At 70.3% G+C, this 15203-nt stretch carries 12 protein-coding genes; 7 read left to right on the plus strand and 5 right to left on the minus strand.

From position 1 onward, the window contains the following. Position 1: 1 nt before the first annotated feature. The 3 genes from OG588_RS45835 to OG588_RS45845 form a co-directional block, all read right to left on the minus strand. Positions 2–2224 (minus strand): NHLP family bacteriocin export ABC transporter peptidase/permease/ATPase subunit, encoded by a 2223-nt coding sequence (locus OG588_RS45835; RefSeq protein WP_405952454.1) that lies wholly within the window; start codon positions 2222–2224, stop codon positions 2–4. Beyond that, positions 2221–3027, minus strand: a complete 807-nt coding sequence (locus OG588_RS45840) for an HlyD family efflux transporter periplasmic adaptor subunit (RefSeq protein ID WP_405952455.1) — start codon at positions 3025–3027, stop codon at positions 2221–2223. The genes OG588_RS45835 and OG588_RS45840 overlap by 4 nt, the downstream gene beginning before the upstream one ends. A 92-nt stretch (positions 3028–3119) precedes the next feature. Beyond that, positions 3120–3335: a type A2 lantipeptide gene (locus tag OG588_RS45845; protein WP_405952456.1), complete on the minus strand. Its 216-nt coding sequence runs from the start codon at positions 3333–3335 to the stop codon at positions 3120–3122. A 780-nt stretch (positions 3336–4115) separates the two neighbouring features. Here OG588_RS45845 and OG588_RS45850 point away from each other — a divergent pair. Next, positions 4116–5507, plus strand: a complete 1392-nt coding sequence (locus tag OG588_RS45850) for a S1 family peptidase (protein ID WP_405952457.1) — start codon at positions 4116–4118, stop codon at positions 5505–5507. A 71-nt stretch (positions 5508–5578) separates the two neighbouring features. Here OG588_RS45850 and OG588_RS45855 read toward each other — a convergent pair whose 3' ends face one another. Continuing rightward, positions 5579–7726, minus strand: a complete 2148-nt coding sequence (locus OG588_RS45855) for a SpoIIE family protein phosphatase (protein WP_405952458.1) — start codon at positions 7724–7726, stop codon at positions 5579–5581. A 168-nt stretch (positions 7727–7894) separates the two neighbouring features. On the opposite strand from OG588_RS45855, the gene OG588_RS45860 reads away from it, so the two are divergent. The 6 genes from OG588_RS45860 to OG588_RS45885 all read left to right on the plus strand — a co-directional run bounded on the left by OG588_RS45860 (position 7895) and on the right by OG588_RS45885 (position 14535). Next, positions 7895–10339, plus strand: a complete 2445-nt coding sequence (locus tag OG588_RS45860; RefSeq protein ID WP_405952459.1) for a SpoIIE family protein phosphatase — start codon at positions 7895–7897, stop codon at positions 10337–10339. Positions 10340–10442: 103 nt separating this feature from the next. Then, complete coding sequence (locus OG588_RS45865) at positions 10443–10727, plus strand: hypothetical protein (protein ID WP_405952460.1); 285 nt, start codon at positions 10443–10445, stop codon at positions 10725–10727. A 91-nt stretch (positions 10728–10818) separates the two neighbouring features. Beyond that, a complete protein-coding gene (locus OG588_RS45870; RefSeq protein WP_019057836.1) occupies positions 10819–11886 on the plus strand; it encodes a glucose-1-phosphate thymidylyltransferase in 1068 nt (355 codons plus the stop codon). Then, complete coding sequence (gene rfbB, locus OG588_RS45875; protein ID WP_366093701.1) at positions 11883–12854, plus strand: dTDP-glucose 4,6-dehydratase; 972 nt, start codon at positions 11883–11885, stop codon at positions 12852–12854. The genes OG588_RS45870 and rfbB overlap by 4 nt, the downstream gene beginning before the upstream one ends. Continuing rightward, positions 12854–13735 (plus strand): dTDP-4-dehydrorhamnose reductase, encoded by an 882-nt coding sequence (gene rfbD / locus OG588_RS45880; protein WP_405952461.1) that lies wholly within the window; start codon positions 12854–12856, stop codon positions 13733–13735. Before rfbB ends, rfbD begins: the two co-directional genes overlap by 1 nt. Beyond that, positions 13732–14535, plus strand: coding sequence for a class I SAM-dependent methyltransferase (locus tag OG588_RS45885; RefSeq protein WP_363093767.1), 804 nt, complete (start codon positions 13732–13734; stop codon positions 14533–14535). The genes rfbD and OG588_RS45885 overlap by 4 nt, the downstream gene beginning before the upstream one ends. Here OG588_RS45885 and rfbC read toward each other — a convergent pair. Then, positions 14525–15133 carry a dTDP-4-dehydrorhamnose 3,5-epimerase gene (gene rfbC / locus OG588_RS45890; protein WP_405952462.1) on the minus strand — a complete coding sequence of 203 codons (609 nt, stop codon included), beginning with the start codon at positions 15131–15133 and terminating at the stop codon, positions 14525–14527. The genes OG588_RS45885 and rfbC overlap by 11 nt on opposite strands. Positions 15134–15203: the final 70 nt, after the last annotated feature.

Raw genomic sequence — 15203 nt, forward strand, 5'->3', positions numbered from 1 at the left:
CTCACCGCTCCTTGACCAGCGTGGCGTACGCGCCGCCGGCCGCCACCAGGGCGTCGTGCCGCCCGCGTTCCACGATCGTGCCGTGTTCGAGGACGACGATCTCGTCGCTGTCCCGCACCGTGCTGAGCCGGTGCGCGATCACCACGCAGGCGCAGCCGCGCTTGCGCAGGTTGTCCATCACGACCAGCTCGGTCTCCGCGTCCAGGGCGCTCGTCACCTCGTCCAGCACCAGGATGCTGGGGCGGCGCACCAACGCCCTTGCGATCTCCAGACGTTGACGCTGACCACCGGAGAAGTTACGGCCGTCCTGCTCGACCCGGCTGTGGATGCCGCCGGGCCGCCGCATGACCACGTCGTACAGGGCCGCGTCGCGCAGCGCGTCCGTCACGGCCTCGTCCGGGATCGACGGGTCCCACAGCGCCACGTTGTCGCGGACCGAGCCCTCGAAGAGGAACACGTCCTGGTCGACGAAGGAGACGGAGGCGGCGAGCGCGCCGCGCGGGATGTCCTCCAGCCGGTGGTTGTCGATGCGGATCACGCCCTCCCAGGGCGTGTAGAGACCCGAAATCAGCCTGGAGACCGTGGACTTGCCGCTGCCGGAGCCCCCGACCAGCGCCACCTGCTGACCCGGGCCGACCGTCAGGTCGAAACCGGTGAGCAGCGGCTTGTCGAGCGGGCTGTAGCCGAAGGTGATGTTCTCCAGCTCGACATGTCCTTGCAGTCGGCGGGTCGAATCGGCACCGCCCGCACGGGAGTAGAGGGGATCGGCCTGGAAGTTCTCGACGTCCTTGAGGCGGGCCACGTCGGCCGCGAAGTCCTGGATGCGGCCCGCGACACCGTTGAGCCGGGTGATCGGCGCGGTGAAGCGGGTGACGAGTGCCTGGAAGGCGACCAGCAGACCGACCGAGATGCCGCCCTCCACGGCTCGCATGCCGCCGATCCACAGGATCAGCGCGCTGTTGAGCGAGGCGAGCGTCGGCGCGACCACACCCAGCCAGGCGCTCGGCACACCGAGCCGCTGCTGTTCCTCCAGGGTGGTGGCGTGCTGTCCGGCCCACTTGCGGAAGTAGCCGTCCTCACCGCCGGTCGCCTTCATCGTCTCGATCAACTGGAGCCCGGTGTATGCCGTGTTGGTGAGCCGGGCGCTGTCGGCGCGCAGCTTCGCGGTACGGGTCGCCCGCAGCCGGATGACGACCCGCATCGCCACCACGTTCAGCAGGGCAACGCCTATGCCCAGGTAGGTGAGTTGGGGGTCGTACGTATAGAGGAGGAACGCGTAGAGCACCACGACCACCGCGTCCACGCCCGCCGCCGAGAGGTCGCGGGCCAGGGTCTCGGCGACGGCGTCGTTCGACTGGAGGCGCTGCACCAGGTCGGCCGGGCTGCGCTGGGAGAAGAACGTCACCGGCAGCCGCAGCAGATGGCGCAGGAAGCGGGCGCTGGAGAGTGTGGAGGAGATGATGCGGCCGTGCAGCAGGTTCGCCTGTTGCAGCCAGGTCAGCGCCAGGGTGAGCAGCACGCAGGCGCCCATCGACGTGAACAGGACGCCCAGCAGGGACGTCTGACCGCCTATCAGGAACATGTCGATGTAGGTCCGGCTGAGCGCGGGCATCGCCGCACCGACGAGCACCAACAGCAGACTCGCGAGCACGGCGGCGGGCATCGTGCCCGCGGTGCCGCGCAACCGGGCCGGCATCGCGCCGAGGACGCCCGGCTTGCGCCCGCCCTTCTCGAACCCGTCGCCCGGCTCCATGACCAGGACGACACCGGTGAAACTGGCGTCGAAGTCCTCCATGGGCACGAACCGGCGGCCTTTACCGGGGTCGTTGATGAACACCCCGCGCCGGCCGAAGCGGCGCCCCATGCCGTCGTAGACGACGTAGTGGTTGAACTCCCAGAACAGGACCGCGGGGGACCGCACTTCGGCGAGGGCGGCCGTGTCCATCTGCATGCCCTTGGCTGTCAGGCCGTAACTGCGCGCCGCTTTGAGGAGGTTGCTGGCGCGGGAGCCGTCGCGGGAGACACCGCAGGCGATGCGCAGTTCCTCCAGCGGGATGTGGCGGCCGTAGAAGCCGAGGACCATCGCGAGGGAGGCGGCGCCGCACTCGACGGCCTCCATCTGGAGGACGGTGGGTGAACGGACCGTCTTCACGCGGCCTTTGGGGACCGGGCGTTTCGGTGGCGCGGAGCGGCGTCGTGAACGGGTGTCCTGTGCGGGGCTCATGGCAGCAGCCAATCGAGGGGGCGCTGATCGGCCAGCCGGATCGAGGCCGAGGCCATGGTCATGGAGGTGAGGGCGAAGGGGGGTCCGTCCTGGGACGACCACTTGAGGCCGCTCTTCGTCCCCTTCGACTTGTCGAGCTTCACCAGCACGGCCACCGGCCTGCCCTTCTTGGTGAACTGCTCGCCCAGTTGGCTGTCCCCGAGGAACGCGGAGATCTGCTGCGCCGACTCGGCGGACCGGTCCACCGCCTTCACATGGCCGCGCAGCACGCCGTACGTCTGCGTCGGTACCGAGGAGACGGTCAGGTCGACGGCGGCGTTCGCGGGAATGGAAGCCGCGTTCTCGGCGGGCACGTACACCGTCGCGTACAGCGGGTCGGTGGCGTGCGCGACCTTCTCCACGGCGGCGACGTTCGCGCCGGTCTGGATGATCTGGCCGATGGTGGCGGCGAGCGCGGTGATGCGGCCCGCGGCGACCGTACGCACGACGGAGTCGCCGGAGCTCGAACGGACCTTGAGGACGGGCGAGTTGGCGGGGAGCCGTTCGCCTTCCTCCGCGAGGACGGCGGTGACCTGCCCGGCCACAGGGCTCTGCAGGATGTAACTGCCCTCCCCGTGCGTGAGGATGGCGGACGCGCTGACGGTCGACGCCACCGATCCGGTCACCGCCCACACGGACGCGGCGGCCACGACGAGCACCGTCACGGAGAGCACGAGCCAGCCCTGCGGACGCGCGAAGCGCACCGGAAGATCGAGCTCTTCGGGCGACTGGAGCTTGGCGAGGGCCTGTTGGCGGAACTGCACGGGACTTCCCTCACCTGTGGGAGAGATCTTTTACGGCACCCGAAATCCCGGAGCCGGGAAACGGCTCCGGGATTCGGTTAAGCAAGGTGCGGTCAGAGACCGGCGACCAGGCCCGTGACCGGGGCCACGTTCAGGCCGGTGGTGCCCTCGACCGTGCCGATGACCGAGTCGACCAGGCCGGAGACCGGGACAACGCCGTCGACCAGGTTGGTGACGGTGCCAAGGGCGTTCACGGACAGACCACCGGAGACGTTGTCGAGCTCGGCGTCGGAGATCTCGACGGTCTCAACCTGGGGGGTGGAGTTCATGGGGGAACTTCCCTTCATATGGATATTCACAAGGGGGGAGCGGCCCCCTCTGGGGACAGACGACGGCCGCGACCGCAGGCGCCGGGCGCCGTTTCCGGAGCCCGTTCGGCTCCTGCGGTGCGATGGATCAAAGCACGCTGCGGGCGGACGCAGCCAATCAAACTCCGGTCCCACCAGGGCACTTGAGCCCCAGGAGCCACGAACCGTGCAGGCGTGGGCACGAGGTGTCGGCGACTTCTTCACACACCGCGCGGCATCACTCCGCGGGAGGGCTTGCGGCGCCGAAGCGGAATCGGGCACTCCCCACCAAAGACGTTCCCGGGGGCGTGTGCATGTGCAGATCCGTGGAGACCGGTGACTTCGTTGGGTGCGCGCTGTGCAGATTCCCTGAAGCGAGGATTCCGTCGACTGTTCTCGACGGACCGTTGTCGACCGGTCGCGGTCCGTGTCGATCCGGGTGTGGATCGAGAGGGGACCGGGAGTGTGTGAACTGCCCATCCGCACGGGCAGGTTTGAGCGGCACCGATTCGATCAAGACATCCGCCCCTTCGCCGCGCGCCGGACGGACCCGGGCCAGAACGCCGTCGGCACTGGCCCGCAGCCCCTTCGTACCCCTGCCAGGTCAGGGCTTGCACATGGCCGATTCCCGGTTTCGCAAAGGAAGTTGGGAAACGGAATTGAACGCCCCACGTGACACGTGCGTATCAACGGGCATCCAGGCGCCCCCCATAAGCCGCCGCCCCGGCGGCACAGACCCCGGTCCCCAGGAGGTCGAGCAGTTTGAGTCACAAGCGAATTCCGAAGCGCAAGGCAGCGATAGCGGTTGGCGGTGTCGCGGCCCTCGGAGCGGCGGCGATCCTGCTCCCGAACGCCAACGCGTCCCAGGACAATTCGGCAGGCGCCGCCACCCCCAAGACCCTCAAGGCGACGGGCGCCTCCGACCTCTCCTCGCAGCTCGCCGGACTGCTGGGTGACGCCTTCGCCGGGTCCTACTACGACAGCGCCACCCAGCAGCTCGTCGTCAACGTGATCTCGGGCGACAACAACAACGTGGTCGTGCAGGCGGAGAAGGCCGGCGCCAAGGTGCGCGAGGTGCAGAACAGCACCGCCGAACTCACCGCCGCCGCCCAGGTGTTGAAGACCAAGGCGACCGTCCCCGGTACCGCCTGGTCGGTCGACCCGAAGACCAACAAGATCCAGGTCCTCGCCGACAGCACCGTCACGGGCACCAAGTGGGACACCGTGCTCTCGACGGTCAAGAGCCTCGGCACCGACATGGCCACCGTCAAGAAGACCGGCGGCTCCTTCAAGACGCTGGTCTCGGGCGGCGACGCCATCTTCGCCCAGACCGACCAGGGCGGCGTGCGCTGCTCGCTGGGCTTCAACGTCACCGCGAGCGACGGCACCCCCGCCTTCCTGACCGCCGGACACTGCGGCGTCGCGGCGAAGCAGTGGTCCGACTCGCAGGACGGCGCTCCGATCGCCACGGTCGACCAGGCCACGTTCCCCGTCAGCGACTTCTCCCTCGTGAAGTACGACGACCCGGCGACGCAGACCACGAGCGACGTCAACGTCGGCAACGGCCAGACCGTCCAGATCACCCAGGCCGAGGACGCCACGGTCGGCACCCAGGTCTTCCGGATGGGCTCCACCACCGGCCTGCACGACGGCACGGTCACCGGCCTCGACGCGACGGTCAACTTCCAGAGCGAGACCGACCCCAACGGTGTCGACACCGTCAACGGCCTCATCCAGACGGACGTCTGCGCCGAGGCGGGTGACAGCGGCGGTTCGCTCTTCACCCAGGACGGTGGCGCGGTCGGCCTCACCTCCGGCGGCAGCGGCGACTGCACCGCCGGCGGCGAGACCTTCTTCCAGCCGGTCACCGCCGCGCTGACGGCGACCGGGGCCACCCTCGGTGACGCCGGCGCAGGCGCGGGTGCGGGCGACGACACCGCCACGGCGGACCCGTCGGCGACCGCCGCCGACCCGTCGGCCACCGATGGCACGGGCGACGAGTCCGGCGTCGTGGACCCGAACGCGACCGACGGCACCGGTGACCAGTCCGGCGCTGTCGACCCGTCCGCGACCGACGGCACCGGCACCGGTACCGGTGAGGACCAGAGCGGCAACGGGGCCGACGACGGCTCCTCGCTGACCTCGAACCACTGATCCGACCCCTTCCACAAGGTCGGCGGTGGATCGGTCCGGCCCTCCGGCGGGAGGGCCGGACCGCCCTGCTTTCACGGCAGTTGATCCGGTCCCGGCTCCCGGGCCCGCAGCAGAAGCAGCGCCACGTCGTCGATCCGCTCCTGGGCCGCGGCACTGTGCCGCACCAGTTCGTCGGCGATCTCCTCCAGCGGCAAGTCCCCTGCCGCTGCGAGGCGTTGGCCCAGTTCCGCCAGGGCGTCCTCGATGTCCACGCCGGGTGATTCGATGAGCCCGTCGGTATAGAGGGCGAGGACGGAACCGGGCGCGAGATCGACCTCGGTCGTCGGGTACACGGCGTCGGCGTCGATGCCCAGCAGCGGTCCGCCCGCCAGGTCCAGCACCCGTACCCGCCCGTCCGGCCGGCGCAGCAACGGCGGCGGATGCCCGGCCCGCGCCATCACGGCCGTACCGCGCGCGGGATCGAGCCGTAGATACAGACAGCTCGCGAAGAGTTCGGAACCGAGGTCGATCAGCAGCCGGTTGGTGCTGCGCATGACCTCCTCCGGCGCCTGACCGACGGTCGTGTACGCGCGGACGGCGGTCCGGATCTGCCCCATCAGCCCGGCCGCGGTCACGTTGTGCCCCTGTACGTCACCGATCACCGCCGCCAGGCCCTCGGACGTCACCAGGTCGTAGAAGTCGCCGCCGATCTCCATGCCCTGGGTGGCGGGCAGATAGCGGGCGGCGGCCTCGATGCCCGGCAGCGGCGGCAGCGAGTGCGGCAGCAGCGCCTCCTGCAAGCCGTGCGCGAGCTGGTTCTTCGCGTCGTAGAGCAGCGCACGCTCCAGGGCCTGCGCGATCAGCCCGCCCAGGCTCGTCAGCACGGCCCGCTCGTCCGCGGGGAAGACATGCGGCTCGCCGTAGGCCAGCACACAGGTGCCGACCGGGCGTCCGGACGCGATCAGCGGGAGATACGCCCAGGCCGCGAAGCCGTCGGGCGTCGCGTGCCGGCTCGGATACAGCCGTTCCAGGTCCCGCCGGGAGTCGAAGAACGCGGGCACACCGCTGTTCAGGGCGGCCGTCCCCGGCGTCGACCCGTCCAGCGCCATCCCGTCGAAGCGCTCCACGACCCGCGGGTCCGGATAGCCGCGGTGTCCCAGCACATGCAGCCGCCCGCCCTGCGAACCGAGGAGCACCAGCGCCTGACTGCCCACCGCCGGGGCGACCTCGTCCGCGATCAGCTGCACCACGTCCTCCACCCCGACCGCCTCGGTGAGCGCCCCGGCCAGACTCAGCACCTGCGAGATGGTCACCAGGCGCGACGGCCCCTCGCCCGGCTCCGGTGCCGCCCGGCTCAGCTCCGTCACCGCCCGCGCGCGGCTGATCCGTACGCTCAGCCCGGTCGTGTTCGGATACAGCCGGAACGACAGCCACTCGCCCGGCGGCCGCAGCGCCACGAACGACGTGACCTGCTGACTGAGCAGCGCGGCCCGGTAACGGTCCTCGTACACCGGGTCGTTGAGCCAGGGCACCGCCGCCCACAACTGGGTGCCCAGCAGGCTGCTCACCGACCTGCCGAGCAGCTCCCCGGCCGCCGCGTTCGCGAAGCCGACCCGCCCGTGCAGATCCAGCGAACACAGCCCGTACGGCAGCCGGGCCACCATCCGCGCCGCCTCCACCGTGCCCAGCGTCCCGGCCACGCTCGACGCGGGCCCGGTGGCGAGCAGATCGTGCTCCGCGCGCAACGGCTGCCGCTCCTCGACGGCCCGTTCCAGCCGCAGGGCGAGCCGGTCGCAGGCGGTGGTCAGCTGCTCGCGGTCCCGGTCCGAGAGGACCGGCGGATGCGAACCGGGCCAGGTCACGAAGACCGAGCCGTACACCGTGGAAGCCGTGGCCACGGGCACGGCCGCCAGCGCGAAGGGGTACGGCAGCACGACCGCGATGCGCGGATAGCGGCGCGCCATGTCCTCCTCGCCGCCGACCCAGATCAGCCGCCGCTCGCGCACCGCCTCGGCCACCGGGATCGGCGCGCTCAGCCCGACCCGCTCCCAGGGCGCCGCGAAGGCGCGGGGCAGCCCGGCCATGACCGCCATCTCCAGCACCGGTTCGTCGGGCGTCAGCAGATACACCGCACCCGAGTGCGCGTGGACGCCGTCCATCATCGCGGCCAGCGCGAGAGACAGCGTCGGCCGCCCGACCGGTGTCCGCCGGGACGCCTGCGCTTCGGACACGCCGACCACCTCCTCGCCCGGCCGTACGGTCCTGGTCCCAGTGATCAGGCTCCACCCTGGGAGCCCGACGCGCACGGCGAGCGACGGCCCCGGCGGAGGGGACCATCCGGACCCCTCATCTCCACGGAACGGTCACAGGGGCTGCGCAGCCGGCGCATAAGCGCTGTAATTGCGGACGTGGTCAGTGAGGGCACTGAGGGACGCGGAGCGCGAACGCTGCGTGCCGAACTTGCCCTCAAGACGCTCACGATCGATCTCGGCTCCCGCGAACGGCTGCGCCGCGTCCTCGAACAGGCCCTCGTCTTCGCCGGTACGAGCTTCGCCGGGGTGTACACACCCGGCGACGACACCGACTTCCTGTGCCTGGTCGAGTCGGTCGGGGTGCCGCGCACGCTGTACGGGCTGCGGGACGGCTATCCGGCGTCCGGCGGATCACCGGTCGCCGAGGTACGCAGGACCGGGCACGCGGTGTGGTTCGGCCCCGCGGAACTGGCCGCGGGCTGCGACGCGCGTCGGCTTCCGTCGGGGGAGTTCCATCTGGCGGCGCTGCCCGTGCGCGGCGACCGGGGCGGCGGCTGTCTGCTCGCGGTGAGCGAACGCCCGGACGGCTTCGGCGCCGAGGACCGCGCGTGCCTCGTGCTGATCGCCGAGGCGGTCGCGATCCCGGTACCGGCCGAGTCGGTGGCGGGCGAGGATGTGGCCGCGGGCGCGTTCGACCTGGCCATGGACACCGGGCGGGTCGAGGTCGGCGGCGATGTCCTGGATCTGTTCGGGCTCGGCCCCGGCGACTTCGACGGCAAGGTGGAGACCCTGCTGGGGCTGACCGTGCCGGAGGACCTGCCCTCACTGATGTCCGTCGTCGAGGCCGACCACATGGCCATCGGCGACCGGGAGTTGGAGTTCCGGGTGTTGCAGCCCTCGGGGACACCGAAGTGGCTGCGGCTGCGCGGCCGACTCCTGCCCGGGGGCGACGGCCGCCCCGCCCGCCTCGTCGGCACTGTCGGTGCCGCCTCCCAGCTGCGCTCCGGCGTCAACGACGTGGCCCGCGTCCAGCGCCTCGCCGCCGCGCTCGCCATGGCCGGCACGGTCCGTGACGTCAGCCAGGCCGTGGTCGCCGCCCTGCGCAAACCGCTGCGCGCCGACCGGATCGCCCTCGCCGAACTGGAGGGCGACCGGCTCGTCGTCACCGTCCTCGACCCGCCCGAACCGGAGGCCTGGCCCGAGCTGTGGCGCCTGGAGTGGCGCAGCGAATGGCCCGACGCACCCGTCCGCACGATGCCCACCCTCGCCGCCGCCCTGCGCGAGGGCCGCGCCGCGATCTGGCCCGCGGGCACCGACCTGGAACCGGCCCTCGCCGAGGTCGGACCGGGCGGCCTCGCCGTCCTGCCGCTGTCCGCCGGTGGCCGGGTGTCCGGTGCCTGCCTCATCGGCTGGGACGCCCCGCACGTCTTCGGCCCCGACGAACGCGCCCTGCTCACCGCCTCCGCCGGTCTCGCGGGACAGGCCCTGATGCGCGCCCACGCCTTCGACGCCGAGCACGAACTCGTCGGCATGCTCCAGCGCCAGCTGCTGCCGCGCCGCCTGCCCGACCTGCCCGGCGCGATCGCCGTCGCCCGCTATCTGCCGACCACCGCCGGGCTTGAGGTCGGCGGCGACTGGTACGACGTGATCCCGCTGCCCGACAACCACGTCGCCCTCGTCATCGGCGACGTCCAGGGCCACAACGCGGGCGCCGCCACCCTCATGAGCCAGATGCGCACCGCGCTGCGCGCCTACGCCGTCGAGGGACACCCGCCCGACGTGGTCGTCTCGCACGCCAACCGCCTCCTCATCGACCTGGAGACCGACCTCTTCGCCACCTGCTGCTACGTCGACGTCGACCTGGAGGAGGGCTTCGCCTGGTACGTGCGGGCCGGTCACCTCCCGCCTGTCCTGCGGCACCCGGACGGCAGTACCGAGATCCCGTCCGCGGACGGCGGACCACCGCTCGGTGTCGTCACGCAGGCCGACTTCCCGATGAGCCCGCTGCGGCTCCAGCCCGGCACGGTCATCGCCCTCACCACCGACGGCCTCGTGGAGTCCAAGGAGGCCGACATCGACGAGGGCCTCGACCGGCTCGCCCACGGCCTCGCCGTCTCCGACCCCGCCCACCTCGGCCTCGTCGCCGACGCCCTGCTGGGCAACGCCCGCCGCGAGGACGACGTAGCCCTGCTCCTCATGCGCTACGACGGCCTGGCCACCCGTCCTCGCCGGGAGAACTGGACGGTGTGGCGCGTCCCCGAGGCGGCCCGGCACGCCCGCCGCTTCACCAAGCGCACCCTGCGCACCTGGGGCGTCACCGAGGAGACCGACACCATCCTGCTCGTCGTCTCCGAGCTGGTCACCAACGCCCTGGTGCACACCGACGGACCGGTCCGTCTCGACCTCACCCTCGTCAACCGGCGGTTCCGCGTCGCCGTCGCGGACTCCTCGCCGCGCACGCCCGTCAAACCGACCAGCATCGGCTGGGAGGCCACCGGCGGCCGCGGCATCCTCCTCGTCGAGGCCATGTCGGCGGCCTGGGGCACGGTGCCGGTGAGCGGCGGCAAACAGGTGTGGGCCGAGGTCGCACTCGACCGGTAGGCGACCTGATCAACCGCCGCACGGGTGCCTGCGCGGACGTATGCGGATGTATATCGGCAGGTCGGTATGGTCGCGCGCTTTTGCCGTGATGGGGTGCCTGCTTGTGGCACACACCTTTGAAGAACTGGTCGAGAAGCACCGCGCGGCCCAAGCGGCACGCGCCCGGGTCCAGGAGATGCGGGACTCGCTGGGAGCCCCCGCCCACGAATCCTGGACCGAGACCGAGACCGACATCTACGAGACCGCCTGGCGGGCCTGGCGCGACCTCGCCCGTGACATGCAGGCCGCCGCCGACGAGTACGCGAGGGACGAGGGCCTCGACCGGGCCGAGGTCGAGGCGGACGTGGCACGGGCCGCGGCTGATTTGTCCGGTCCGTCGGCAGGCTAGACACCTCATAGCCTCTTCATTGTTGGCCGGTCGTAATAAACGAACATAGGGAGGAACGATGCACGTCCGAAGATGACGCTAAGGTGAAGCGATGAAGGCTCTCGTTCTCTCCGGCGGCACTGGATCCCGCCTGAGGCCGATCACACACACATCGGCAAAACAGCTCGTCCCGGTGGCCAACAAGGCCGTCCTTTTCTACGGGATCGAATCGCTCGCCGACGCGGGAATCACCGAGGTCGGCATCATCGTCGGTGACACCGCGGCGGAGATCGAGGAGGCGGTGGGTGACGGGTCGAAGTTCGGCCTCAAGATCACCTACATCCCGCAGGACCGTCCCCTCGGACTGGCCCACGCCGTACTGATCGCGCGCGAGTACCTCGGCGACGACGACTTCGTGATGTACCTCGGTGACAACTTCATCGTCGGCGGTATCACCGGTCTCGTCGAGGGCTTCCAGGCCAACAAGCCCGACGCGCAGATCCTCCTCACCCACGTGCCCGACCCGCGCTCCTTCGGCGTCGCCGAACTCAGCGAATCCGGCCAGGTCATCGGCCTGGAGGAGAAGCCCGAGCACCCCAAAAGCGACCTGGCTCTGGTCGGTGTCTACCTCTTCACGCCCGCGATCCACGACGCCGTACGCGCCATCAAGCCGTCCTGGCGCGGCGAGTTGGAGATCACCCACGCCATCCAGCAGCTGATCGACGACGGCGCCGATGTGCGCTCCTCGGTCATCCACGGCTACTGGAAGGACACGGGCAACGTCGTCGACATGCTCGAGGTCAACCGGACCGTCCTGGAGAGCATGGACCGCCGCATCGACGGCGAGGTGGACGACGTGTCCGAGACCATCGGCCGCGTGGTGATCGAAGAGGGCGCGCGCATCGAGCGCTCGCGCATCGTCGGACCCGTCATCATCGGGGCCGGAACCGTGGTGAGCGACTCCTACGTCGGTCCCTTCACCTCGGTCGCGGAGAACTGCCGGATCACGGACAGTGAGCTGGAGTTCTCCATAGTGCTGCAGGACTCGTCCATCGCCGGGGTGGGCCGGATCGAGTCCTCGCTCATCGGCAAGCACGTCGAAGTGACCCCCGCTCCGGGGGTACCCAGCGCCCACCGCCTCGTTCTCGGAGACCACAGCAAGGTGCAGATCCGTTCATGAATCTCCTCGTCACCGGCGCCGCCGGCTTCATCGGTTCCACGTACGTCCGCACGCTCCTCGCCTCGGACGCGCCTGACGCGCCCCGCATCACGGTGCTGGACAAGCTCACGTACGCCGGCACGCTCGACAACCTCGAAATAGGCCACCCGCGCCTCGAGTTCGTCCAGGGCGACATCTGCGACGCCGAACTGGTCGACAAGCTGATGGCCGAGGCGGACCAGGTCGTCCACTTCGCGGCCGAGTCCCACGTGGACCGCTCGATCAACGGCGCCGCCGACTTCGTCCGCACCAACGTGGTGGGCACCCAGGTGCTGCTGGACGCGGCCCTGCGCTACCGCACCCCGTTCGTGCACATCTCCACCGACGAGGTCTACGGCTCCATCGAGACCGGCTCCTGGCCCGAGACCCACCCGCTGGCGCCCAACTCGCCGTACTCCGCGTCGAAGGCGTCCTCGGACCTGCTCGCCCTGGCCTACCACCGCACCCACGGCCTGGACGTGCGCGTCACCCGCTGCTCGAACAACTACGGGCCGCACCAGTTCCCCGAGAAGGTCATCCCGCTGTTCGTCAGCAACCTCCTCGACGGCAAGAACGTCCCGCTCTACGGCGAGGGCCTCAACGTCCGCGACTGGCTGCACGTCGAGGACCACTGCCAGGGCATCGAGCTCGTGCGCACCAAGGGCCGCGCCGGCGAGGTCTACAACATCGGCGGCGGCACCGAGCTCAGCAACAAGGAGCTCACCGGCCTGCTGCTCGAAGCCTGTGGCGCCGACTGGGACCGGGTCGAGCGCGTCGAGGACCGCAAGGGCCACGACCTGCGCTACTCCGTCGACTGGTCCAAGATCCACGACGAGCTCGGCTACCAGCCGCAGCACGACTTCGCGAGCGGCCTCGCCGACACCGTCGCCTGGTACCGCGACAACCGCGCTTGGTGGGAGCCCCTCAAGGCACGGGTGGAGCGCGGCTGATGAAGTGGCTGGTCACCGGTGCCGGCGGGATGCTCGGCCACGATGTGCTGGAGGAACTCGCCCGCCGCGGTGAGCAGTTCGTCGGTCTCGACCGCGCCGCCCTGGACATCACCGACCCCGCGTCGGTGGACCGGGCGTTCGCGGAACACCACCCCGACGTGGTGGTGAACTGCGCGGCGTACACCGCCGTCGACGACGCCGAGACCGACGAGGAGCGGGCCCTTCGCATCAACGGCGAGGGGCCCCGGCTCCTCGCCCGCGCCTGCGCCGCCTCGGGCGCGCGCCTGGTGCACGTCTCCACCGACTACGTCTTCGACGGCGAGGCCCGCAGCACGCCGTACCCGGAGAATCACTCCACCGCCCCGCGCACCGCGTACGGCCGGACCAAACTCGCCGGGGAGCAGGCCGTGTTGGCCGAACTGCCCGGTGCGAGCGCGGTCGTACGCACGGCTTGGCTGTACGGAGCCTGTGGGGGTAACTTCGTCCGCACAATGATCGAGCTGGAGGCACGTCGCGACACTCTCGACGTCGTCGACGACCAGCACGGTCAACCGACCTGGACCGCCGACGTCGCCGTGCGGATCGCCGATCTCGGCGAGCGCATCGGCCAAGTCGAAGGCGCGCACGGGGTGTTCCACGCGACCAGCTCCGGCGAGACCAGCTGGCACGGTCTCGCACAGGAGGTGTTCCGGCTCATCGACGCAGACCCGGAGCGTGTCCGCCCCACCACGAGCGCGGCCTTCGTCCGTCCCGCGCCCCGCCCCGCCTACAGCGCCCTCGGGCACGAGCGGTGGCGGGAGATCGGTCTGGAACCGCCGAGGGACTGGCGGTCCGCCCTGCACGAAGCACTTCCTCACATCCGCAAGGAGATTTCTTCGTGAAACGCCATGAGTTCCTGCGGGGGCTCCACAAGTCAACCGCGAACCGCAACTACCTGGAGATCGGCGTCAACGACGGCCGCAGCCTGACGCTCTCCCGGGTGCCCAGCGTTGCGATCGATCCCGCGTTCAAGGTGGTCACGGAGATCCGCTGTGACGTCCACCTGGCCAAGGCGACCAGTGACGACTTCTTCGCCCGGGACAACCCGCTGGTGCACCTGCGCGGCGGTCGTCACCCGCTGCGTCAACTGGCCCGCAACCGGAGCCCGTTGGGCTGGTGGAAGACCACCACGCTGGACCTGTCGTTCATCGACGGCATGCACCTGTTCGAGTACGCGCTGCGCGACTTCATCAACGTGGAGAAGCACTCGGACTGGGCCAGCGTCATCGTCTTCGACGACATGCTGCCGCGCAGCATCGACGAGGCGGCCCGGGACCGGCACACCGACGCCTGGACCGGTGACGTCTACAAGCTGGTCGAGATCCTCGCCCGCTACCGTCCCGACCTGGTGACGGTCCTGGTCGACACGCAGCCCACCGGGCAGCTCGTCGTCTTCGGCGCGGACCCGAGCAGCACGGTCCTCCAGGACAAGTACGACGAGATCGTCGCCGAGTTCGAGGTCCCGGACCCGCAGAAGGTGCCCGAGGCGATCCTGGAGCGCACCACCGCGGTCAAGCCCGAGGCGCTGCTCGGCGCCGGTTTCTGGGGCCCCCTCGCCAAAGCGCGGGACCGCGGGACCAAGCGGTCCCGCGGTTGGGAGCCCCTGCGCCGCTCGGTGGAGCAGCTCAGCGTCAGTCGCTGAGCCGGCCACTCCGCAGTCGCTCGTAGTAGGCGGAGCAGTCCGCGTAGGACGGAAGAAGTCCTGACTGCTCCGCCTCTGCCAGTGTCGGAGCCTCCGCGTCCTTCTCCGACAGCACCGGCTCGAAGCCCTCGGGCCAGGCGATGCCCAGCGCCGGGTCGAGCGGGTTGATCCCGTGCTCACGGCCGGGGGAGTACCCCGTCGAGCACAGGTACACCACCGTCGCGTCGTCGGTCAGAGCCATGAACGCGTGACCGAGACCCTCCGCGAGGAACACGGCGTGCTTGGTCTCGTCGTCCAGCCGGACCGCCTCCCACTGACCGAACGTGGGAGAGCCGACGCGGATGTCCACGATCACGTCGAGGACCGCGCCGCGCACGCACTTGACGTACTTGGCCTGGCTCGGCGGCACGTCGGAGAAGTGCACTCCGCGCAGCACACCGCGCCGCGAGACCGAGCAGTTGGCCTGGGACAGAGCCAGGTCGTACCCGGTGGCCTCGCGGAACTCCTCGCCCCGGTACCACTCGTGGAAACTGCCCCGGTCGTCAGGGAAGACCTTGGGTTCCAGGACCCAGGCGCCTTCAATCCCCAGTGATCGCACGTTCTTCCGTCCTCCGACTTGCTCGGGTACTACTGCTTGCTCGGGTACCGCAACTCGCGCTCGGGTACCG

Origin of the sequence: Streptomyces prunicolor (assembly GCF_045162825.1) — a bacterium.
Classification (GTDB): Bacteria; Actinomycetota; Actinomycetes; order Streptomycetales; family Streptomycetaceae; genus Streptomyces; species Streptomyces prunicolor.